Annotated in this window: 21 protein-coding genes; 6 read left to right on the plus strand and 15 right to left on the minus strand. The window is 43.2% G+C overall.

What is annotated here, in order from left to right; translation table 11 throughout:
- Positions 1-6: 6 nt before the first annotated feature.
- Entirely contained in the window at positions 7-939 is a 933-nt protein-coding gene (locus ACYVGZ_RS10420) for an exopolyphosphatase (RefSeq protein WP_460754986.1), read from the plus strand.
- Positions 940-1,012: 73 nt separating this feature from the next.
- Here ACYVGZ_RS10420 and ACYVGZ_RS10425 read toward each other — a convergent pair whose 3' ends face one another.
- Positions 1,013-1,624: a LysE family translocator gene (locus tag ACYVGZ_RS10425; RefSeq protein ID WP_460754989.1), complete on the minus strand. Its 612-nt coding sequence runs from the start codon at positions 1,622-1,624 to the stop codon at positions 1,013-1,015.
- A 321-nt stretch (positions 1,625-1,945) separates the two neighbouring features.
- On the opposite strand from ACYVGZ_RS10425, the gene dapA reads away from it, so the two are divergent.
- Together dapA and ACYVGZ_RS10435 are read left to right on the plus strand one after the other, a co-directional pair.
- Positions 1,946-2,818, plus strand: a complete 873-nt coding sequence (gene dapA / locus ACYVGZ_RS10430) for a 4-hydroxy-tetrahydrodipicolinate synthase (RefSeq protein WP_460754992.1) — start codon at positions 1,946-1,948, stop codon at positions 2,816-2,818.
- Between the two features lie 92 nt (positions 2,819-2,910).
- Complete coding sequence (locus tag ACYVGZ_RS10435; RefSeq protein ID WP_460754994.1) at positions 2,911-3,597, plus strand: P-loop NTPase family protein; 687 nt, start codon at positions 2,911-2,913, stop codon at positions 3,595-3,597.
- Between the two features lie 61 nt (positions 3,598-3,658).
- Here the strand turns inward: ACYVGZ_RS10435 and ACYVGZ_RS10440 are convergent, their stop codons facing one another.
- Complete coding sequence (locus tag ACYVGZ_RS10440; RefSeq protein ID WP_460754998.1) at positions 3,659-4,522, minus strand: isocitrate lyase/PEP mutase family protein; 864 nt, start codon at positions 4,520-4,522, stop codon at positions 3,659-3,661.
- Positions 4,523-4,931: 409 nt separating this feature from the next.
- Between ACYVGZ_RS10440 and ACYVGZ_RS10445 the strand changes: the two genes are divergently transcribed.
- Positions 4,932-6,221, plus strand: a complete 1,290-nt coding sequence (locus ACYVGZ_RS10445; RefSeq protein ID WP_460755001.1) for a cation:proton antiporter — start codon at positions 4,932-4,934, stop codon at positions 6,219-6,221.
- A 35-nt stretch (positions 6,222-6,256) separates the two neighbouring features.
- Here ACYVGZ_RS10445 and ACYVGZ_RS10450 read toward each other — a convergent pair whose 3' ends face one another.
- From ACYVGZ_RS10450 to ACYVGZ_RS10470, 5 genes are all read right to left on the minus strand, one after another.
- A complete protein-coding gene (locus ACYVGZ_RS10450) occupies positions 6,257-6,745 on the minus strand; it encodes a CBS domain-containing protein (protein WP_460755004.1) in 489 nt (162 codons plus the stop codon).
- Between the two features lie 37 nt (positions 6,746-6,782).
- On the minus strand, positions 6,783-7,400 hold the full coding sequence (locus tag ACYVGZ_RS10455; protein ID WP_460755007.1) for a PqiC family protein: 618 nt from the start codon (positions 7,398-7,400) through the stop codon (positions 6,783-6,785).
- Entirely contained in the window at positions 7,397-9,034 is a 1,638-nt protein-coding gene (gene pqiB, locus ACYVGZ_RS10460; protein WP_460755691.1) for an intermembrane transport protein PqiB, read from the minus strand. Before pqiB ends, ACYVGZ_RS10455 begins: the two co-directional genes overlap by 4 nt.
- A 1-nt stretch (position 9,035) precedes the next feature.
- Entirely contained in the window at positions 9,036-10,298 is a 1,263-nt protein-coding gene (locus ACYVGZ_RS10465) for a PqiA/YebS family transporter subunit (RefSeq protein ID WP_460755010.1), read from the minus strand.
- Between the two features lie 103 nt (positions 10,299-10,401).
- Positions 10,402-10,863: an HPP family protein gene (locus ACYVGZ_RS10470; RefSeq protein WP_460755013.1), complete on the minus strand. Its 462-nt coding sequence runs from the start codon at positions 10,861-10,863 to the stop codon at positions 10,402-10,404.
- A 99-nt stretch (positions 10,864-10,962) separates the two neighbouring features.
- Here ACYVGZ_RS10470 and ACYVGZ_RS10475 point away from each other — a divergent pair, with 99 nt between their 5' ends.
- Both ACYVGZ_RS10475 and ACYVGZ_RS10480 read left to right on the plus strand, forming a co-directional pair.
- Entirely contained in the window at positions 10,963-11,523 is a 561-nt protein-coding gene (locus tag ACYVGZ_RS10475) for a TetR/AcrR family transcriptional regulator (protein ID WP_460755016.1), read from the plus strand.
- A gap of 67 nt (positions 11,524-11,590) precedes the next feature.
- Positions 11,591-12,421, plus strand: coding sequence for a mechanosensitive ion channel family protein (locus ACYVGZ_RS10480; protein ID WP_460755019.1), 831 nt, complete (start codon positions 11,591-11,593; stop codon positions 12,419-12,421).
- 115 nt (positions 12,422-12,536) lie between these two features.
- On the opposite strand, the gene rluF is transcribed toward ACYVGZ_RS10480, so the two are convergent.
- The 8 genes from rluF to ACYVGZ_RS10520 all read right to left on the minus strand — a co-directional run bounded on the left by rluF (position 12,537) and on the right by ACYVGZ_RS10520 (position 20,171).
- On the minus strand, positions 12,537-13,577 hold the full coding sequence (rluF, locus tag ACYVGZ_RS10485) for a 23S rRNA pseudouridine(2604) synthase RluF (RefSeq protein ID WP_460755021.1): 1,041 nt from the start codon (positions 13,575-13,577) through the stop codon (positions 12,537-12,539).
- 149 nt (positions 13,578-13,726) lie between these two features.
- Positions 13,727-14,086, minus strand: a complete 360-nt coding sequence (locus tag ACYVGZ_RS10490) for a ribbon-helix-helix domain-containing protein (RefSeq protein WP_460755024.1) — start codon at positions 14,084-14,086, stop codon at positions 13,727-13,729.
- 113 nt (positions 14,087-14,199) lie between these two features.
- The gene (locus tag ACYVGZ_RS10495) at positions 14,200-14,766 is read right to left on the minus strand and encodes a DJ-1/PfpI family protein (RefSeq protein ID WP_460755027.1); all 567 of its coding nucleotides are present in this window, start codon (positions 14,764-14,766) and stop codon (positions 14,200-14,202) included.
- A 315-nt stretch (positions 14,767-15,081) separates the two neighbouring features.
- Positions 15,082-15,882 carry a phosphonate ABC transporter, permease protein PhnE gene (phnE, locus tag ACYVGZ_RS10500; RefSeq protein WP_460755030.1) on the minus strand — a complete coding sequence of 267 codons (801 nt, stop codon included), beginning with the start codon at positions 15,880-15,882 and terminating at the stop codon, positions 15,082-15,084.
- 17 nt (positions 15,883-15,899) lie between these two features.
- Positions 15,900-16,694, minus strand: a complete 795-nt coding sequence (gene phnE / locus ACYVGZ_RS10505; protein WP_460755032.1) for a phosphonate ABC transporter, permease protein PhnE — start codon at positions 16,692-16,694, stop codon at positions 15,900-15,902.
- Positions 16,682-17,455: a phosphonate ABC transporter ATP-binding protein gene (gene phnC / locus ACYVGZ_RS10510; RefSeq protein WP_445976741.1), complete on the minus strand. Its 774-nt coding sequence runs from the start codon at positions 17,453-17,455 to the stop codon at positions 16,682-16,684. Before phnC ends, phnE (ACYVGZ_RS10505) begins: the two co-directional genes overlap by 13 nt.
- A gap of 99 nt (positions 17,456-17,554) precedes the next feature.
- Positions 17,555-18,592, minus strand: coding sequence for a phosphate/phosphite/phosphonate ABC transporter substrate-binding protein (phnD, locus tag ACYVGZ_RS10515; RefSeq protein ID WP_460755035.1), 1,038 nt, complete (start codon positions 18,590-18,592; stop codon positions 17,555-17,557).
- Between the two features lie 223 nt (positions 18,593-18,815).
- The gene (locus tag ACYVGZ_RS10520; RefSeq protein ID WP_460755038.1) at positions 18,816-20,171 is read right to left on the minus strand and encodes a sigma-54-dependent transcriptional regulator; all 1,356 of its coding nucleotides are present in this window, start codon (positions 20,169-20,171) and stop codon (positions 18,816-18,818) included.
- Positions 20,172-20,177 lie beyond the last annotated feature (6 nt).

The following is a 20,177-nucleotide window of genomic DNA, read 5'->3' on the forward strand; positions in this document are numbered from 1 at the left end:
TTCCTTATGACTACCAATAAATTTCGTTTAGTCACTCGTAGCGACTTTGATGGCTTGGTTTGTGCTGTTTTGCTAAAAGATTTGGGCATGATCGATGATATTTTGTTTGTGCACCCCAAAGATATGCAAGATGGCAAAGTCGCGATTGGCCCTAACGACATCACGACCAACCTTCCTTATGTAGAGGGTTGCCACCTTGCTTTTGACCACCATTTAAGCGAAACCGTTCGCAATAAAGAAGGCATAGACAACCATATTATTGACCCTGAAGCGCCTTCAGCAGCCCGTGTGGTATACGACTATTACGGCGCAGCAGATAAGTTTCCTAATATCTCGGTCGATATGATGGACGCCGTGGACAAGGGCGATTCGGCGCAATTTTCTAAAGACGAAATCCTCAACCCTAACGATTGGGTTTTGCTCAATTTCATTATGGATGCTCGTACGGGCCTGGGTCGATTTAGAGAGTTCCGAGTATCAAACTATCAACTCATGATGCAACTCATTGATTGCTGCCGAGACTACAGTATTGACCAAATTCTCGCATTAGAAGATGTACAAGAAAGGATCAAACTGTATCAAGAGCACGACGCCCTCGCAAAACAGCAAATTCAGCGCTGTGCTCAAGTCCACAAGAATTTAGTGGTTCTTGACTTAACCGCTGAAGAGACCATCTACACCACTAACCGTTTTGTGATCTATGCTCTTTACCCAGATTGCAATATTTCCATTCACAAAATGTGGGGATTGAAGCAACAAAATACGGTATTTGCGGTGGGTAAATCCATCACCAATCGCTCGTCCAACACCAATGTTGGAGAACTGTGCTTAAGCTATGGTGGCGGTGGTCACATGAATGCAGGAACCTGCCAAGTGGCCAATGACCAGGCCGACAGTGTGCTAAGCGAATTGATTGAAAAAATCAATCAAGACGGTTAACTGTCTGCTGATCCGCTAATACGAGTAAAAACGAGAGTAAGAGTGTGAACAACACTCTTACTCTTATTCGCTACTATATAAGAATAATTCGTACGCCTAGCAGTATTAACAAACTTCCCATCCCTCTATCCACCCACAATGAATGTCGGCGCAACCAAGGCAGTACCGGCCCAGAAACTAGTAACAAGGCCACCAGCAGATACCAACTGGTATCAACCACCACAACAGTGCTCCAAAATTGCCATTTAACCAAGCTAGTCATGTGTTCAGTAATAAACTGACTAAACAGAGCCAGAAAAAACAAGGCCGCTTTTGGGTTAAACAAAGCAACAAGTAAGCCTTCTTTCGCACTGGTTAAAAGTGACGATTGAGCTGCCTGGGTATTGATATCAGCACTGTTGCCAGCAAAACGAATTGCTTTAAAGCCCAACCAAGCCAAATACAAGCCTCCTAATTGCGTTAGCACATGAAAAGCTTGTTCATACTCTGCAATCAATATGGCCAAGCCTTGCAAGGATAATAAAGCCCAAAAACCGATTCCCAAACCATGGGCGACTGCTGCGCAAGCCCCATGTAAAGGGCTACGGGAAATAGACACCCTTAAAATAACCGCTAAACTCGGCCCTGGTGAGATCGCACCTAAAACACACACAACCAGTAAAGACAGCCAACTGCTTAAATCCATTTACCATTCCTATATCCGGATAAAATCGAGGCATTACTTTACTTGAGAAATAAATGAAAGAAAACATACGCTTACTTAGCAATAAAAGATTGACCTTAAAAGCATTACAAGGCAGGATTAATAACACTGTAAATGAATGTATAAAAAAATATTTATGAACCCTGTAATTTCTAACAAACACAACGGCGATAAACGTAAGGCTAAGAAGCTTTGCGGTGCTGACGTGCAAGTATAGATTTTTCACTTCCCGGCAGCATTCTTGCTGACGGGCACACCCAAATTTCAGCAGAATGCATACCGGCCAAACTAAAAGGCAAAAGTATGTTTCAAGGTGCAATCACAGCGTTAATCACCCCATTTCGTAATGGTCAACTGGATGAAGAAGCATTGCGTAAACTGGTTAGGTGGCAAATAGACCAAGGCATTCATGGCCTAGTACCCGTTGGCACCACTGGCGAATCCCCGACATTAAGTGAAGCGGAACATAAACGTGTCATTGAAATTACAGTACAGGAAACTCAAAAAGCCGTTCCTGTCATGGCGGGCGCTGGGTCAAATAACCCAATTGAAGCGGTTAACTATTCTGAATATGCTTATCAAGCTGGTGCCGACGCCACTCTTCATGTGGCTGGCTATTACAACCGCCCCAATCAGACAGGACTCTACGAGCACTTTAAATACGTGCACGACAATAGCAAGCTACCAGTGATTTTATATAACATTCCCCCTCGTTCAGTGGTGGGGTTAGATGTTGAAACAGTCGCTGAGCTGGCCAAACTGCCTCGCATTATCGGCATTAAAGATGCTACGGGAGACCTAACACGCCCCATTCGTGAACGAGCATTAATCTCAAAAGACTTTGACTACCTAAGTGGCGACGATGTGACAAGCGTGGCTTACAATGTTGGTGGTGGACAAGGCTGTATTTCCGTTAGTGCCAATGTGGCCCCCCACTTGATCGTCAAGCTACATCAACTTTGCCAGCAAGGCGACTATCAGGCCGCTGCCGCTCTGCAAGATCAATTGTTTGACCTTCACAGTGCACTCTTTTTAGAGCCGAACCCTGCTGGTGCAAAATACGCCCTTTCTTTACTTGGAATATGCTCTGAAGAATGCCGTTTACCTATCGTAAAATTACATGAGTCTTCTAAAGTGCGTATTAAAGAAGCCATGGTGAAACTTGGCTTAATTTAAAAGCGATTTTTTCATGAATTAGCAACATCTAGGTAAGAAAATTGCTTTAGTATTAATAACCTTAAAGCAATTTTCAGAACAGGGAGATATCAATGCGTCAGGTTCATTTTATTGGTGGTGAAAAAGGTGGCGTCGGAAAATCTATGACGGCCCGTTTATTGGCTCAATATTACATAGATAAAGACATGCCTTTTTTAGGTTTTGATTGCGATGCCTCCCACAGCACCTTTTCACGCTTCTATCAAGAATATGCCAGCCCAATTATTGTTGGTGAAGAGGACAGCCTAGATGGCATGTTAGCCGCCTTGGAAGAACAACCTGATAAAGACTTGATCATCGACTTAGCAGCGCAAGCCGCACAGCCATTAGGTCAATGGATTGAGGACACGGATGTGTTTGGCCTGCTGGATGAACTCGGCTATCAGGTATGCTTATGGCATGTTATGGATGACGGCGCAGATTCTGTTCTGTTACTAGATAAGCTACTAACGCGCTATCCGCAAGAGTCTGTTGATTTTGTTGTGGTGAAAAACTTTGGGCGAGGAAAGGACTTTTCTCGTTTCGAGAAATCCCAAGCTCATAAACATGCTCAGGAAAGAGGCGCCTTGATTATCGAGCTGCCACAATTACAAACAAAGTTGACTCAAAAAATTGACTTTAACAACAGCAGTTTTTGGTCGGTGGCCAACAACCGTAATATTATGAATATTGCTGAACGCCAACGCATGAAAGTATGGCTACGTAATGCCTACTCAGAATTGTCTAAATTAAACCAGTAAAAGCATTCTTAGGCTTTTACTGGTTTAAGTCGATATCAATTAATCTAAATGGGCGTGCAAATTACTCTTGCACGTCCATATATTTATTTGCCCACTCACGGTTTTCATCCAACGTAGAGTAACGAGTTGAAAGCTCAGACGCACTCAGCGTTCCCTCTTCAATGCCGCGCTGCTCTCTTAGGCAATCGTATGTTGCCTTGATTGCCGCGAAATAGGCTCCATGACCATTCACCACAATACGCACACCATTGCGAGCGAGACGTTGGCGGTCTCTAAGTTCAGGGTTATCGTAAGCAACCAGCATAATTGGAATAGAAATATGCTGAGCAATTTCTTCCAAGTGCGCAAAATCCTTAATACCTACCATACAGATACCATCCACCCCTACGGCTTGGTAAGCTTTTACCCTAGCAATGGTTTCTTCAACACTTAACTGACCCGCGTTAGTGCGAGCAATAATACTCATACTTGGGTCAATACGAGCATCTATCGCTGCTTTTAACTTACCTACGGCCTCCTCGACTGGAATCAAGTCAGTGGATTTATGACCGTATTTGGCAGGTAATAGCGTGTCTTCAATGGTTAACGCTGCCACCCCTGCTCTTTCTAATTCGACTATGGTACGAATAACATTGAGGGCATTTCCGTAACCATGGTCGGCATCAGCAATAATAGGCAATCGTGCCACACGACCAATTCTGGTGGCTTGTTCCGTAAATTCACTTAACGTAATTAAAGCAAAATCTGGCGCCGCAAGCACTTGCAAGGAAGCGACAGAGCCACCTAGTATGCCAACTTCAAAGCCAAGATCAGCGGCGATGCGTGCAGACATAGGGTCAAAGGTTGATGCGGTATAAAAACAGTTGTCGGTCGCGAGTAAAGCGCGAAAATCGTTGCGTAAATCGTGTTGTGATGGAGTTGCCATATTCTGATCTCTAGTTTCTTTAATTACTACCAAATGAATAGGGCTAATTATACCTTTGAAGTGCATTTACAGCACGCGCTTTGGGGCGTTCTGAGCACCTTTAATTTGTAAAATACTCTATCAAAACGACCACTCTTTTTGCACTTTTAAATAAAAGGGTAATTTTGAAAAAATAAAGTCATACTAATAACATAAATTTTTCTAATACTATTTTTGGCACTTTCAAACCATTACATACAATTAAAATGTAAAGTTTTCGTCAGTGTTTTATCCCCCTCATAATTGCGCCTTATTCTTATTAAAATACGACATTGGACCAATATTTTTAATAAAATTAAGCCGTGACACCTTTTTAAGTTAGCGTTAGAATTTGCTCACTTTTTCTCCCCCCCGAAAAATTAGGCAAACTATGGACGCTTGGTATTTAATCTGCTTTCTCTCAGTGTTGGCGGTCGTCATCGCTTTCACCAATCAATATATTCTAAAAATGCAAACCACTATCGCAATCACGACTGGCTCTGTAGCCCTGTCATTGCTACTCATTGTTGCAGTCAAGCTGCTTGGTGATAGTACCGCGCTTTATATTACGCAAGTGGTTTCTGAAATCGACTTTAATCAGCTGCTATTAAAAGGCATGTTAGGCTTTTTGTTATTTGCAGGGGCACTTGAGATTGATCTAACAGCACTTCGTAAACAACGTTGGGAAATCACCATTCTAGTGCTCTTTTCCACCTTGGTGTCTACCTTTATCGTCGGCTATTTAAGCTATCAAGCGTTTGCTCTTTTTCATTTAAATGTACCGTTTATTTATTGTTTATTATTTGGTGCCTTAATCAGCCCTACGGACCCTATTGCTGTGCTGGCAATAATTAAACAAATGAATGCACCGCAAGGCATTTCTATTCAAGTTGAAGGTGAGTCATTATTTAATGACGGAGTTGGCTTGGTCATTTTCACCACCATTTTTGCCGTCGCCTTTTACGGTACAGAAGCGAATTTTACGGATGTGGCTGAGCTCTTTTTAGTGGATGCCATTGGCGGTATTATATTCGGGCTTGCCATCGCGGTTCTGGGTCACTTTATTATTATCAACTGTCGAGATATGAATCTTAGACTCTTGGTGACACTCACCATCCCATCAGCAGGGTTCGCTCTGGCTAATATTTGGGAAATTTCTGGTGCTCTTGCCATGGTTACCAGCGGTATATTACTCGGCAACATTACCCGTGCTAAAGCTTCCCAGCGTCGTGGTCCTGATGGCACTCGTTATGTGAAAGATTTTTGGCACGCTACGGATAGCTTTTTAAACGCCCTACTCTTCTTAATTATCGGCATGCTGGTTGTCACCATGCCATTAACTTGGGAATTAATTGGTTTTGGCCTATTAATGGTTCCTATCGTGTTACTGGCGCGCTTTATCAGCATAGGTAGCCCCTACATGATATTTAAGCGCTTTCGAGAATACGACAAGCACTCAGTAAAGATTCTCACTTGGGGTGGTTTACGGGGTGGTTTGGCCCTTGCTATGGCAGCAGCGATTCCATCAGAACGTTTCATGATTGAGTCATATGATTTGCATGACCTGATCGTCATCATAACCTATGTGGTCGTGATCTTTTCTATCATCGTTCAAGGCTTAACCATTTCGCCTTTAATCAAAAAGAGCATCTTGGCCGCACAAGAAAAAGAAATAGACTAACAAAACCAATTACGGCACCCATGGGTGCCGTTATATTAAGTTAGGTTCTCAGTGGTTTGCGCGTCCAACGCCTGGTCATTCAAATCGTCTTCACAAAATTCTTGTGTTTTCTTACTCTGTTCTGGGCGCTTAATAGCCCTTAACAAATCTCGCCAACTTATAATGCCAACCAGCTTTTGTTGTTCGTCTAACACAGGTAAGCAAGAAATCTTGTTATCTAAGAGCAGATCTACTGCCTTGTAGAGGCTGTCCATCTTTCCAATACAAATAGGTTTGCGAGACATTATTTGATGAACTTTCTTATTCAATGTCGCAAGGTCACTGTCTTTTTCCGCGGCCGTCCCTAACTTTGGACTCAAGGCTTTTAACAGATCTCGGTCAGATAAGACCCCTAACAACTTACTATCTTCAACCACTAAAAGATGATGAAAGTGCGTGTTTCTGAAAATTTCATCCACAACAGCCAAGCTGTCATCCAGCTCAACCGTCACAACGGGAGACGACATAATATCATTGATTTTCATAATGCACCCTCCTACTAGTGTGTTAACTCTACCAATACTAATTGGCTTCTAATGCTATTTCTTGCGCAATATCGTTTATGACACTATCTAACCAATAATGGGATAAGGCCGCAACCATTTCTTGGTAACCGTCACCCAGCAGTGGCTCAGTCACCTGAAAAGTACGAACCTGATTGAGCTCTCGACTAGGTGAAATAAATTGCCAACGGCCACTAATGTGCACCTGCCCTTCTAAATCGGCATAAAAGGCATCCAGCTCAATATTTAAGCGATGAACACTGTCTAGGGGCAAGCTTTGATTCCCATACCAGGTCACATCCGGTAATTTAGCCTCAAAGCGCTGTAGCGCCAGTCGTGTTAGCTGAGGAGACAAAGGCTCAGCCCATAAATGATACTGGGCCCGGTGTACCTGCCCACGAGCAGACACCAGAGCAATTTTATTTCCTAATAAAAAAGACGCTACTGCGACAGGCTCAAGTTGGATCGCGATCTTCTTAGTGGCTAGGCTCGTTTGCTCCGCGCCCTGATCAAATAAAAGGTACTCCTTGGTTTGCGGTGTTGGCGTTGAGCTACACGCACTAAGGAGAACCGCCAATACTAGCCAACTCATTTTAGAGCCAACATGACTCATTACACTGGTCATCTTATCAATCATTGGGCTGCCCTTGGTTGTATTTCCGCTCTTGGTTTTGGATCAAAAATAATCGTATTAGGTTGCTCTCGTAATTGTCTTAAGAGAGGTTGCAGTTCATTTAGAGTGCGCTCTAAGGCCACCATATTCGCTCGTAATGGTCGGCCTATTTGGCCATCAGCCTGAAAGCCCAACAAAGTTTTATTCAGCTCAGCCATCACGTCTGAGATATCTTGAGGCAAAGCCTGAGTGGAGGATTGATCAATAAAGCTTTGCAAACTCTCACTTAAAGATTGCAATTGCTGCAAGGTGTTGCTGGCCTCAGAGACCGTCTGGTTTAAATTCACAAAAGTCTCTTCAATGGGTGCTTTCGCAAAATTATCCAGCATGGCAGAAAATTTACCTTCAATATTGCCAAAAAAGTCAGGCCCTGTGGGAAAGATACGATAGCCGTCAAAGTGTCTGATACCTGGAGCTGGTGGATTATCCATAAAGTCCAAACTAATGAGCTTAGCTGCGTTTAAATAATTACCAATAATAATAGATGCCCGCAAACCTTGGTCGATACGTTCTTCTAGCAACGCTTCCCACTGGGCTAAAGAACCTATTTCAGCAAGATCTTTAGGGTTTATGCGCTGCGGCTCAATACGTGCTAATACTGGAATAACAGGAGCCTCAAACTGAGCCAGTTGGGTTGTCGTCAGCCCCGTAAAAGGCACTTCCATAACCGTACCAATACGAATACCTCGGTACTCCACCGGTGCACCAGCAACCAGTCCAGTTAAGTTCGCATCAAACAGAAAAACATAGTCAATAAATTCTTGATATTGATTCTCTTGGGCCTCTCCTTCAGAAGGGTATAAATCAAATTCTGTCATATCTATAACAGCATGACCTGGCTGGCGATTTTCAGGTAACCCAAAAGTAATCCCCCCAGATAAGAAGGTTTCTAAGGAGTCTAAACTCACTTCAAAACCACTGGCCGAGCTTTTAAAAGAGAGAGCTGATGTTACCCAAAACTGAACCTCGCTATTGACCAGGGCATCATAAGGGGAGTGAATCACAACACGATAAGTAATTTCCCCACGTTTAGGGTCAAAGCCCACTTCTTCCACATGGCCAACTTCATAACCGCGAAAATGCACCAAGGCACCTACTTCTAACTTAGCGGCATCGTTACTGCGCAGTAATAATCGTAAGCCTTCCCCTTGTAGAGACAAAGGGGGCTGATTTAACACATCAAACTGGCTTTGAATGTCGCCATTTTCACCAGGTGACATATTAATATAAGCCCCTGATAACAAGGTGCCTAAGCCACTGACGCCTTCTTTACCGATACGAGGTTTGACGACCCAAAACTCAGCGTCTTCCTTTAGCATGTTATCGGTTCCATAGTTCATACGTACTTTAATGATCGCCTTATTAAAGTCCTCACTTAAACTAATATCGATCACTCGCCCTACGTCCACATTGCGGGCTTTTAGGGTCGTTTGTCCGGCTTCTAACCCCTCAGCATTACTGGCAATTAACGTGATCACTGGCCCTTGACTTGCCCAGTTTTGATACAGCATCCAGCCGGCCACAATGATCGCAATCAAAGGCACTAACCAGATTGTATTAAAATGCACTTTTTTCAAATTTTCGACCTTAGCCTTCATCTCACCCAAGTTGCTTCTCCTGAGATAAAATTCGTTTTGTTTCGTCTTTGTCCCAGATGAGCCTGGGGTCAAACACCATAGCGGCCATCATGGTAAATATAACCACTGTCGCAAAAGACATCGCTGCAATACCAGGCTGAATCGACATCAGATTACCCAGTTGAACTAGGCTTGCCAAAACGGCCACCACAAAAATATCGATCATTGACCAACGCCCCACTAACTCAGTCAAGCGGTACAGCTTCATTTTAGACTGGGTGCTTCTTTCTGTAGAGGAATGACATTGCCAGCACAACCAAGCCAGTGACAATATTTTAGCCAGGGGTATCACCACACTGGCTAGAAAAATAATCAAAGCCACAGGGTACGAGCCAATAGACCAAAGCAACAACACTCCTCCCATAATGGTGGAAGGCTCTGTTACGCCTAAAAAAGTCGTTTCCATTATTGGGAAGACATTAGCCGGAACGTACATCACCAAACTGGCAATTAAATACGCCAAGGTCTTTTGCAGACTCTTAGGGCGGCGACTATGCACAGAATGACCGCAGCGAGTACAGTATTTGGCTGATTGAGGTAGAGTTGCACCACAAAAATGACACCCCAGTAACCCCTGCTGCCTTGCCGAGGCCGGTAAGAAATGTTTATACCGCGGCCCAGGCCCAGCCACCTGATGCCAAAACCACTTTCGATCCACTACCGACACAGTTTTTACTAGCAGTACCACGTAGCCACAAAACGCCCAAAAAGACAGGCCCAATTGGACATCAGCAAGGCTGGTTAGCTTAACTAATGCCACTAGCACCCCAACTAAAAACACATCGGCCATGAGCCAAGGCTCAATCACAATAAACCAACGGGCTAAATAGCGTTGTACAAACGGCACTTTACGACGCCACTTTAGCGACCATGAAAGTTGGAAAACACACACTAAATACAGCACGGGTAAAACAATTAAAAGCAAACACACCAAGCTTCCTAACAATAGGAAGTTGTCCAGTAACAAAATAGAAATAACATCGAATAAAGACATCTCCCTTTCTGCGCCATTGCTCGAAAAGCCCAGAAAAGGAAATAAAAAAGACATGGCCAGCATAAGCATTGCCGACAAACTGAAGCCAAAAATACGTGCTTTTGCATGCTTATGAAGACTGATTAACACATGGTCACAGCGCTGACATTTTAAGCGTTCGCCGCGTACTAAAGGGGGAACACTGTTAACCCAGTCACACTCGTCACATACCAAGGTGGTTTCTTGCAGCACGCAAATCCCTATCGTTTCGCCAGTTCAATCATTACAAAAGCTAGGCCGTCATTGTAACAGATTGATAAGACGCTTTTATGAAAATAATGCGCCCCTGAGCCAGTTAAAATTTTCCACGCTGTTGAAGGTAAAAATACAACTTACCGATAACAACAAGACTACACGAACCTACCAGCACAGGCGAGAACAAAAAACTCCAATCTGCCAAGCTCATCATGATCAGTATAGGGTTGGCTCCTGCTGGTGGATGAGTCGTATTGGTGAGCAACATCAGCATCACACCTAACCCTGTCGCACAGGCGATTGTAATGGGGGTCACTTCATAAAACTGAACAAATGCAAGTCCTATAAAAGCGGTAATAACATGCCCAAATATAACATTTTTCGGTTTTGCCAGCGGACTGTTTGGCACGCCAAAAATCAGCACCGCACTGGCTCCAAACGGCGCCATTAGCCAAATAAGATTAGACTCTAGAGTTTGTAAATACCCCAGCGCAGCAATGGCTAACGCACTCCCAAGGCCGGCTAAAAATGCTGTTTTAAATGATTGAATAGATATTGACATAGTTCCTCCATAATATTGTAGACCAACTTGTCTACTTTTGCGCAATAGTAGACAAATTGGTCTACCTATGTCAATCTACTTCCATGACAGGAGCCCATCATGCAAGACAAACGCACGCAACTCATTGAATGCGCCTTACCTCTTTTTTATAAGAGAGGCATTAATCAGGTAGGTATTAACGAAATCTTATCTGCTTCAGGCATTGCCAAAAAAACCCTGTACCATCACTTTGCCAACAAAGAAGCACTCATTGTGGCCTGCTTGGAATACCGACACCAAGTTTTTATGGCATGGTTAGAACGTTCGCTCGCCCCAGCTAACTCACCGCAAGAAGCAGTGCACTTACTAGTGCAAGCTTATGACGATTGGTTTAACAACAAGGCAAAAGCACTACGAGCCTTTAAAGGATGCTTATTTATTAATACCGCAGGACAAGTTGAAGGCGATAGCTCAGAAATTTTTAAGCAGTGCAAAAATCATAAGCTTGCACTGAGGGAATTATTAGAAGAAAAACTCGCCTTAAATAACGCTTCTAGGTTAGACGCAGTTTGTATTTTAATGGACGGAGCGATAACCAACGCTTATTTATATCAAGACCTGCAAGCTTCGAAAAAATGCTTATTCACTTTATTGGATCTTTGCCAACAAAATACTACATAAAAACAACATTATTATTTAATAAATAAAATTAGCATTTCACTTTCTAATAACCCTTTAAGGAAAGTTTATGTCAGAGTTATTCGAACAACTGGATGCTAATCAGTATTTTCCCGTTGCAATAGCATGGGCAACCAATTTATTACTCGCTATTGTGATTTTGCTAGTTGGCTTTTGGGTAGCCAGCAGTGTCAATAAACTCATCATCAAACTCAGCAAGAAACACAATCAGCTAGACGACACCCTATTTCGCTTTCTTGGTAGTATGGCAAGGTACATTATTCTGGCTTTCGTCATCATTGCTGTACTAAACCGCTTTGGGGTTCAAACTGCATCGATTGTGGCTTTATTAGGTGCCGCAGGCTTGGCCGTCGGCTTAGCACTACAAGGGGCCATGTCCAACCTAGCCGCTGGCGTTATGCTGTTATTATTTCGCCCTTACAAGGTTGGGGATTTTATTGATGCGGCGGGACGCTTTGGTAATGTCACAGAAATAGACATGTTCACCACCGTCTTACAAACTTTTGATAACCAACAAATCATCATCCCAAATAGCCAGATTTGGGGGCAGCAGATTATTAACCACTCTCACTATACTGAACGTGGTGTGGATATGAGATTTGGTGTCGCATACGATGAAGATACAGATAAAACTCGCGCCGTCATTGAAGAAGTACTGGCTAATCACCCTCACGTATTAAAAACACCCGCTCCTTTTATTGAGGTGGAAACCTTAAATGACAGTTCGGTCGACTTTATTGTTCGCCCCTTCTGTAAAGGAGAACATTACTTCAACATTTTATACAGTGTGCCAGAGCAGGTGAAAAAAGCCCTTGATCAAAACGGCATTGAAATTCCTTTCCCACACCGCAAGGTCATTGTTGTTAACGAGAAAGACTAGGCCCCACTGAAAGCTTCTAGTTTCCCTAGAAGCTTTCATTCTTTACTGAGTGATTTGAATACCCGCCCGTAGCGGATCAATAATAACTGATGCTATTGCTCGAAACTAAGCGCCATTAACGCTTACCGCTCGGCTTCTTGTGAGGCTTTTTATTCGTATCAGGGCGTCTGCTTCCTGGTTTACCCTGCCCACCTTTGCTAAAGGGGCGCTTATCACCTGAATGAGAGGATTTGCCATTAGGTGATTTACCATTTGCAGGCCGTTTAGCGGACGGCTTACCCCGCCCCGCCTCACCTTTCTTAGGGTATGACTGAGAAGCCCGACTCTTGTTGTTTCTTGTGTTAGAGCCAGTCCCATTTTTGGTGGTATTTTTTCCCGCTGGGCGTTGAGAGTGAGTCGTTTTTCTACGGGGCTGCTTTTGCGGACTCGCTTCAGAAGAGGACTCTTCCACGGATTTTAACAGCACAGCAAGCTCTTTTTGAGTAAGATCTCGCCACTCTCCCACTGGTAAGCCTTTTAAATCCACATTCATAATGCGGGTTCGTTCAAGCTTCACCACATCGTAGCCAAAATGCTCACACATACGGCGAATTTGTCGGTTTAAGCCTTGCACTAAGGTAATGTTGAACACATAAGTAGAGACCTTTTTAACTGGGCACTTTTTGGTCATAGTGCCAAGTATCGGCACACCGCCTCCGAGCCCTGCGATAAACCCATCGGTAATCGGCTTATTTACGGTAACTAGGTATTCCTTCTCATGGTTATTACCGGCACGCAGGATCTTATTCACCAGGTCGCCGTTATTAGTAAGAAAAATCAGCCCTTGAGAATCTTTATCTAAACGACCAATCGGAAAAATACGCACCCCGTGGCCAACGAATCGAACAATATTATGCCTTTCACTGCTTTCTGTGGTGCTGACAATACCAACAGGTTTATTTAAGGCAATAAAAACAAAATCTTCTGCATCTTGAGGTTCAATAATCTGTCCATTCACTCGAACCGTATCCCCCGGGCTCACTTGATCGCCAACCTTGGCTCGCTTGCCATTAATAAACACATTGCCCTGCTCAATGAACCGATCTGCATCTCGGCGTGAACAGATACCACTTTCACTAATGTATTTATTTAATCGAGTTGTGCTTGGGCCAAACATAATTTTCCATCGTTTACTGTATCGGACTCAGATGAGAACACCTCACCTATTAAAGGGGGTCTAGTATATAGGAAAGCGCCCATGCCTTTTAGAAGCAAAGCAAGATAATTACGAATAGATCAAACAATTAAACAGAGAGCGAAGGCAAGTTAATGCTGTGAGTCTCGATAATACTGCTCTTGCTGTAGAATTTTGTCGGCATTAAGAGAAGCGATACTCACATCAGCAGAATTAGGGAGAATCCCTAAGGTTTGTAAATGCAGATAGCGCATGGCGCAGACACGCAAAAAAGAGGTAAAGTTCCCCAGATCATGCCCCGCATCTAAGGCTTCATGGTTTAATTTAGCGATCATTGAGGCCAAGCTCATATCATCCCGCTGGGCGATCTCTTCTAAGGTAAACCAAAAATAGCTTTCCAAGCGTATACTGGTAACCATACCGTCTATGCGAATTGAACGGGTAACGTTTTCCCAAAGTTCAGGGTTAGAGCCGACAAATAATTTACACATAGAGCCACACCATCAAGATTATTATTTTTGTTGAAGACACAAGGTTAACAGCAACTATAGCACAGTAGAAATGAACAACAGGGTAAAGAGCCCTTCTTTACCCTGTTAGTTGCTTAGTCTAATAATAGGTAAAATTGAGCTAACCAGTTTGGATGAGCAGGCCAGGCAGGTGCAGTCACGAGATTACCGTCGGTAACCGCCTGATCAACAGGAATATCCGCATAAACGCCTTGTGCCAACTCAACCTCTGGCTGGCAAGCAGGATAAGCAGAACAGGTTCTACCTGCTAACACCTTGGCCGCGGCTAATAGCTGAGCCCCATGGCAGATCGCCGCAACAGGTTTATTTTCGTTAAAGAAATGCTGCACCATGGCAATGACTTTTTTGTTCAAACGTAAGTACTCTGGTGCTCGGCCACCTGGCACAACAAGGGCATCGTACTCTTCCACATTAATATCGTCGAACGTGGCATTTAAGGTGAACCTATGGCCTAATTTTTCCGTATAGGTTTGGTCACCTTCAAAGTCGTGAATGGCGGTAGCGACAAAATCCCCAGCTTTTTTATCAGGACAAACAGCATCAACAGTATGTCCCACGCTGACCAGAGCCTGAAAAGGCACCATAGTCTCGTAATCTTCCGTAAAATCACCTGTAATCATTAAAATCTTTTTATTTTTCATTACCCATTCCTCGTTCTTAAAATAAGTACAAGGAAGTTGTACCAGTTATTGAAATTGCATAGGTATTAATGGGTTATTACAAATAAAAAATGAGCTGATGGGCTCAGCTCATAAGGTAGGAACAATGCTCAAAGCAATAAACTCAGCTTTATTAACTTGGGGCTCACCAGCTATCTTACCAACAAAAATAAGCCTACTCCTCTAAACGTGTCAGCCAAGAGACTTTCAACACAACGGAGATAAAAAGCTATATGGATTACCCGTACATGTCGGCTAATTTAGTTATTTTACTGAGCATTGTTTTTTTAATGAAACCTATATTAACTTTTTACGAATATTCACCACTAAAATCTCAGCTAAAATTACCACGACAAAAATAGCCAATAAAGCAATGGAAACTCTTTGCCATTGAAATAAGTTCATGGAGTCACTGAGTACGACACCGATACCACCTGCACCAACTAACCCCAGTACAGCAGATTCACGAACATTTATATCCCAGCGAAAGAGCACAATACTAAAGAAAGCAGGTAATACTTGAGGCCAATAGCCTTTCAATAAAATAGTTGTTGGAGAAGCTCCTGTGGCACGTATTGCCTCGACGGAACCCATGTTTACTTCTTCCAAAGCCTCAGCTAAAAGTTTACCGACAAAGCCGACCGAACGAAATGCAATAGCTAAAACACCAGCAATGACCCCTGGTCCAAAGATAGCCACGAACAACAGTGCCCAAACCAATGAGTTAACGGATCGGGAGGATACTAAGAAGAAACGAGCAACCCATTGGCTCCAAACGGAACTAGTAATGTTGTTGGCATTCATTAAAGCAAGAGGAACAGCGATAACAAGGGTTAGCAAGGTGCCGATCGTTGCGATGTTCAAGGTTTCAATAATAGCGTCATGAACCGAAAGCGGGTAATAACTCCATTCTATAGGCCACATGCGGCTAAACATATCCGCCATTTGCTCTGGCGCGTCATAGAAAAATTCAGGGATGACTTCCACATTTTGCACAGACTGCACCAGTGCTATAACTAATACTAAATACACACTGTAACGAGAGAGCTTTTGTTTAAATGTGAAACGTTGCCAATGATGGTTAATACTTGTTTGCATAATACTCTCCTTCACACCTAGCTAAAAATACGGCGCACAATGTTAGATAAAAACTCACCCACCATGATGATTGCAATAATCGTGATAAGAATCGCTGCGACAAAATCATAGTCAAAGCGTTGAAACGCCGAAAATAACGTACCACCAAGGCCTCCGGCACCCACAATACCGACCATGGTGGAGTTGCGAAGATTAGAGTCGAGTTGGTAGGTAGAAAAACCTATAAAGCGGGCAAAAACTTGTGGCATGACAGAGAACAAAATCACACTAATAAAGCCTGCTCCGGTAGCACGTACAGCCTCTACTTGCTTTAAAGATATTTCTTCAATCGCTTCTGCAAAAAGCTTGGCGATAAAGCCAATGGAGGCTACAACCAAGGTGAGAATCCCTGCGAGGGCGCCAAATCCAACACTTTTAACAAATAAAATCGCAATGATCACAGGGTGAAAAGTACGACATAAAGCGATGAGGCCACGCATAGGTATGCTGATCCAATTTGGCATTAAGTTTCGGGCAGAAAATAAACCAAAGAATAGCGAGAGCACGATACCTGTAATACTAGCGATCACCGCAATCTCTAAGCTCTCAGCAAGACCACTTAAGAGCAGCTCCCAGCGAGAAAAGTTAGGTGGAAACATACGATCCAATAGGGTTCCTGCCTGGCCTAAACCTTGCTGAATTCGTTCCCACTCTAACCCCATAGCGTTGAAGGAGTAAGCTAGATAAGCAGCGACGCTTAGCCAGGCGAAGCGGATCAACCAACTTGTTTTAAATGGGTCTTCATATTGGTTATTGGGCGTTAAACGAGCCATGATTCACCTCCATAAATTTGTTTTAGGTGATCATCCGTAATGCCTTCTGGAGCGCCATCATAAATAACAACGCCATTACTCATACCTATCATACGTTTTGCATAACGTCGTGCTAGGTTTACATCATGTATATTGACGAGAGCAGGCATGTTTTTCTCTTCAGCAAAACGCTCTAATAGCTCCATGATCTCGACGGCTGTTTTCGGATCTAGTGAAGACGTTGGCTCATCAGCTAGTAGCAGACGTGGGTTTTGCATGACCGCTCTAGCGATACCCACACGCTGCCTCTGTCCGCCGGATAAGCTGTCAGCTCGCTTCTTCGCATGTTCTGCAAGGCCCACGGCTTCCAATAGTTGAAACGCGGTATTTATGTCTTCTTGCGAAAATTTGCGGCGCCAAGCATCCCACGCTGACATATAGCCTAATCGACCCGTTAACACATTTTCTATAACCGTTAAGCGCTCAACCAAATTGTATTCTTGGAAAACCATACCTATTTTACGGCGTAATGTTCTAAGCTGCTTGCCACTGGCTTGCGACAAATCCTCTTGTTCTAATAAAATTTGTCCTTGTGTTGGATCGATTAGGCGGTTAATACAACGTAACAAGGTACTTTTACCTGTACCGGAAGGGCCAATAATGGCGATAATACCTTGTTCTTCTATATCGATATCAATCCCTTTTAAAATCGCATTACCAGCAACGTATTCCTTGTGTAAGCCGCGAATGGAAAGTAGAGAGTTGGGTGCAGTTGTTTGCATAATAAGTTCCTAAAGACGAGCAAGGCTATGCAATGTGATTTTCACCATCACATAGCCTTTTAATTAAGATCAAAAGTTAAATGGGGTTAGGTAAGGTAGCTAACCGTTTTGTTTAGCCAGTTCTGCTGCTCGTTTTTTAGCGGCCTTTTCTGCTTCTTTTTCCGCGAGTTTTTGTAAACCAGTTTTTGTGTACGCTGTACCTGTTGCGTGTGCGATATCACGAATAACAGCCCAGTCTTCTTTGTAAGTAATAGGGAAAAATCTATCTGCGCCACCGAAGGTGTCTTGCATTTCTTTAGAGAAACGGAAAGTAAAGAAAGCATCTTTAATTTTTTCAACCAGCTCTGGGTTCAAATCATGAGCGTAGCCAAATGCAGAAGTAGGAAAACGTGGACTGGTATAAATAATACGGAAGTCTTCCGCTTTAATACGTCCTGCATCAACCATGCGCTTAAATACATCGGAAGCGACTGGGGCGGCATCGTAATCACCAGATAGTACACCCATGATGGATTGATCATGCTTACCTGAGTATTTCACTTGGTAGTCTTTATCTGGTGTGATACCTAAATTTGGGAATAAGGCTCGGGGAGCAAGGTTACCCGAATTAGAAGAGGCTGAGGTATGAGCAACCACTTTCCCTTTGAGATCATCAACCGTTTCAATACCACTGTCAGGCTTGGTTACAATGATTAGGTTATAGCCTTGGAAAGCTTCTGCTGTACCTTTTACTGCGATAGGAACATAACCACCTAAGTTTACAGCATAACCAGTAGGGCCTGTTGAAAAGCCAGCAATATGTAAACGGCCAGATCGGATAGCTTCAACTTCAGCTGCATTAGAATGGACTGTGTAGTAGATAACCTTCTTACCTGTTTTTTCGGTGAGGTATTCTTGGAATTCATGGAAAGCATCTTTATAAACGGCAGGGTCTTCCACTGGCGTGTACGTAAACACAAGAGTGCTTGGGTCACGCCACTGGCCTGGGTCTTTCGGTGTATCTGCAACGAGATCCATGTTTTCATCACAGAACTTTTCATCAAGCACACCGCGATGATTACAATCTGCAGCTTGCGCCATACTAGTTAGCAACAAAGATCCTGAAACTAATAGTCCTGTTAGTATTTTTTTAGACATTATTCTTTCCTCAACACATTTTTTTATTTTTATCACCGGTCGGGAGGTTCCGTAGACGGAGATGCGTTAGCCCAACTATTGTGGGTAAATAGGCTAGAGCAAAGCAGATGCCAGAAATATAAAATATATATTTATCAATACCTTATGGTTTTTAGATGTTAACGGGGCTTTTCTTTGGGTCATCTTTGTCTTCATGAAATTGGCAAATGGGTCAAAGTTGTCCTTAGTCGTCGGAGAATTTAAAATTTTGCTTATCCAGCTGGTGTTTTCTCATTTTTCGATAGAGGGTTTTTCGGGATAAATTCAGAAGCTCTGCCGCATCATTAAGCTGACCTTGGGTAGCTCTTAAGCCATCAATAAGTAATTGCTTTTCAAATTGCTCCATGCGCTCTTCATAGCAGCCAACACTTTCATCTTGAGCCTTGATCGAGTCGATAGAAGCCTCACTAATACCTAGCACAAAACGATCAGCGGCATTTTTAAGCTCCCGGACGTTTCCAGGCCAATCATGCTGTAATAGTCGATTGAGAATGTTTGCATCCGCTTCTGGAACTGGCTTTTGATAGCGTTTGGCCCCTTGTGAGACATAAAAGTGGAACAAGGGTAATACGTCTTCAGGGCGTTCTTTTAAGGGCGGAATCGTCAAACTGGCGACATTTAAACGGTAAAATAGATCTTTTCTAAATAGGCCTGCATCTCCCAATTGTGCGAGATTTTCTTTGCTGGCAGCAATAACTGTTAAGGTCAAAGGAATAGTTTTTGTGCTACCAACGCGCTCAATTGCTCGTTCTTGTAGCACTCTTAGTAGTTTTATTTGTACTGAAATAGGCATGGTTTCTATTTCATCAAGAAATAAGGTTCCGCCATTGGCCGCTTCAATTTTACCTATATGGCGTTTGCTAGCGCCGGTAAAAGAGCCTGCTTCATGGCCGAATAATTCGCTTTCGATGAGGCTTTCACTCATTCCACCACAGTTGATGGCAATAAAACGCTGCTCTTTTCTTTCACTGTATTCGTGTAAAGCCCTTGCTACCACGTCTTTACCACAACCTGTGTCACCATAAATGATGGTATCTACATTTGCTTGAGCTAAAGAAAGTATTTGTTGGCGAATGGCTTGTATAGCGCTTGAGTCGCCAATGATTGTGCTTTCTATACCTTGATGCTGTTGTAATCCCTGGCGAAGTTTGCGATTTTCTAATATTAATTGACGCTTTTCGATTGCTCTATGTAACTGTTGAATTAACACATCTGGTATTAAGGGCTTTTCCAAGAAGTCATAAGCCCCTTCTCTCATGGCCTCAATCGCCATAGGAATATCCCCATGACCACTCATCAGAATGACAGGGATGTCTTTATCAAGAGAGTGTATTTGAGCTAATAGGCTTAAACCGCCCATTTTGGGCATTTTAACGTCGCTTAGTACAACCACAGGGCTATTTTCTCTTAGTGATTGCAACGCTCTGTCAGGTTGTTTGAAAACTTCAACATGGAAATCTTCAAGTTCTAACATTTCTGTTAATGCCTCAAGAATGGATTGTTCATCATCAACTATCATGATGCAGATATCACTTAGCATATAAAC

The sequence above is a fragment of the Marinomonas epiphytica genome (assembly GCF_054780655.1).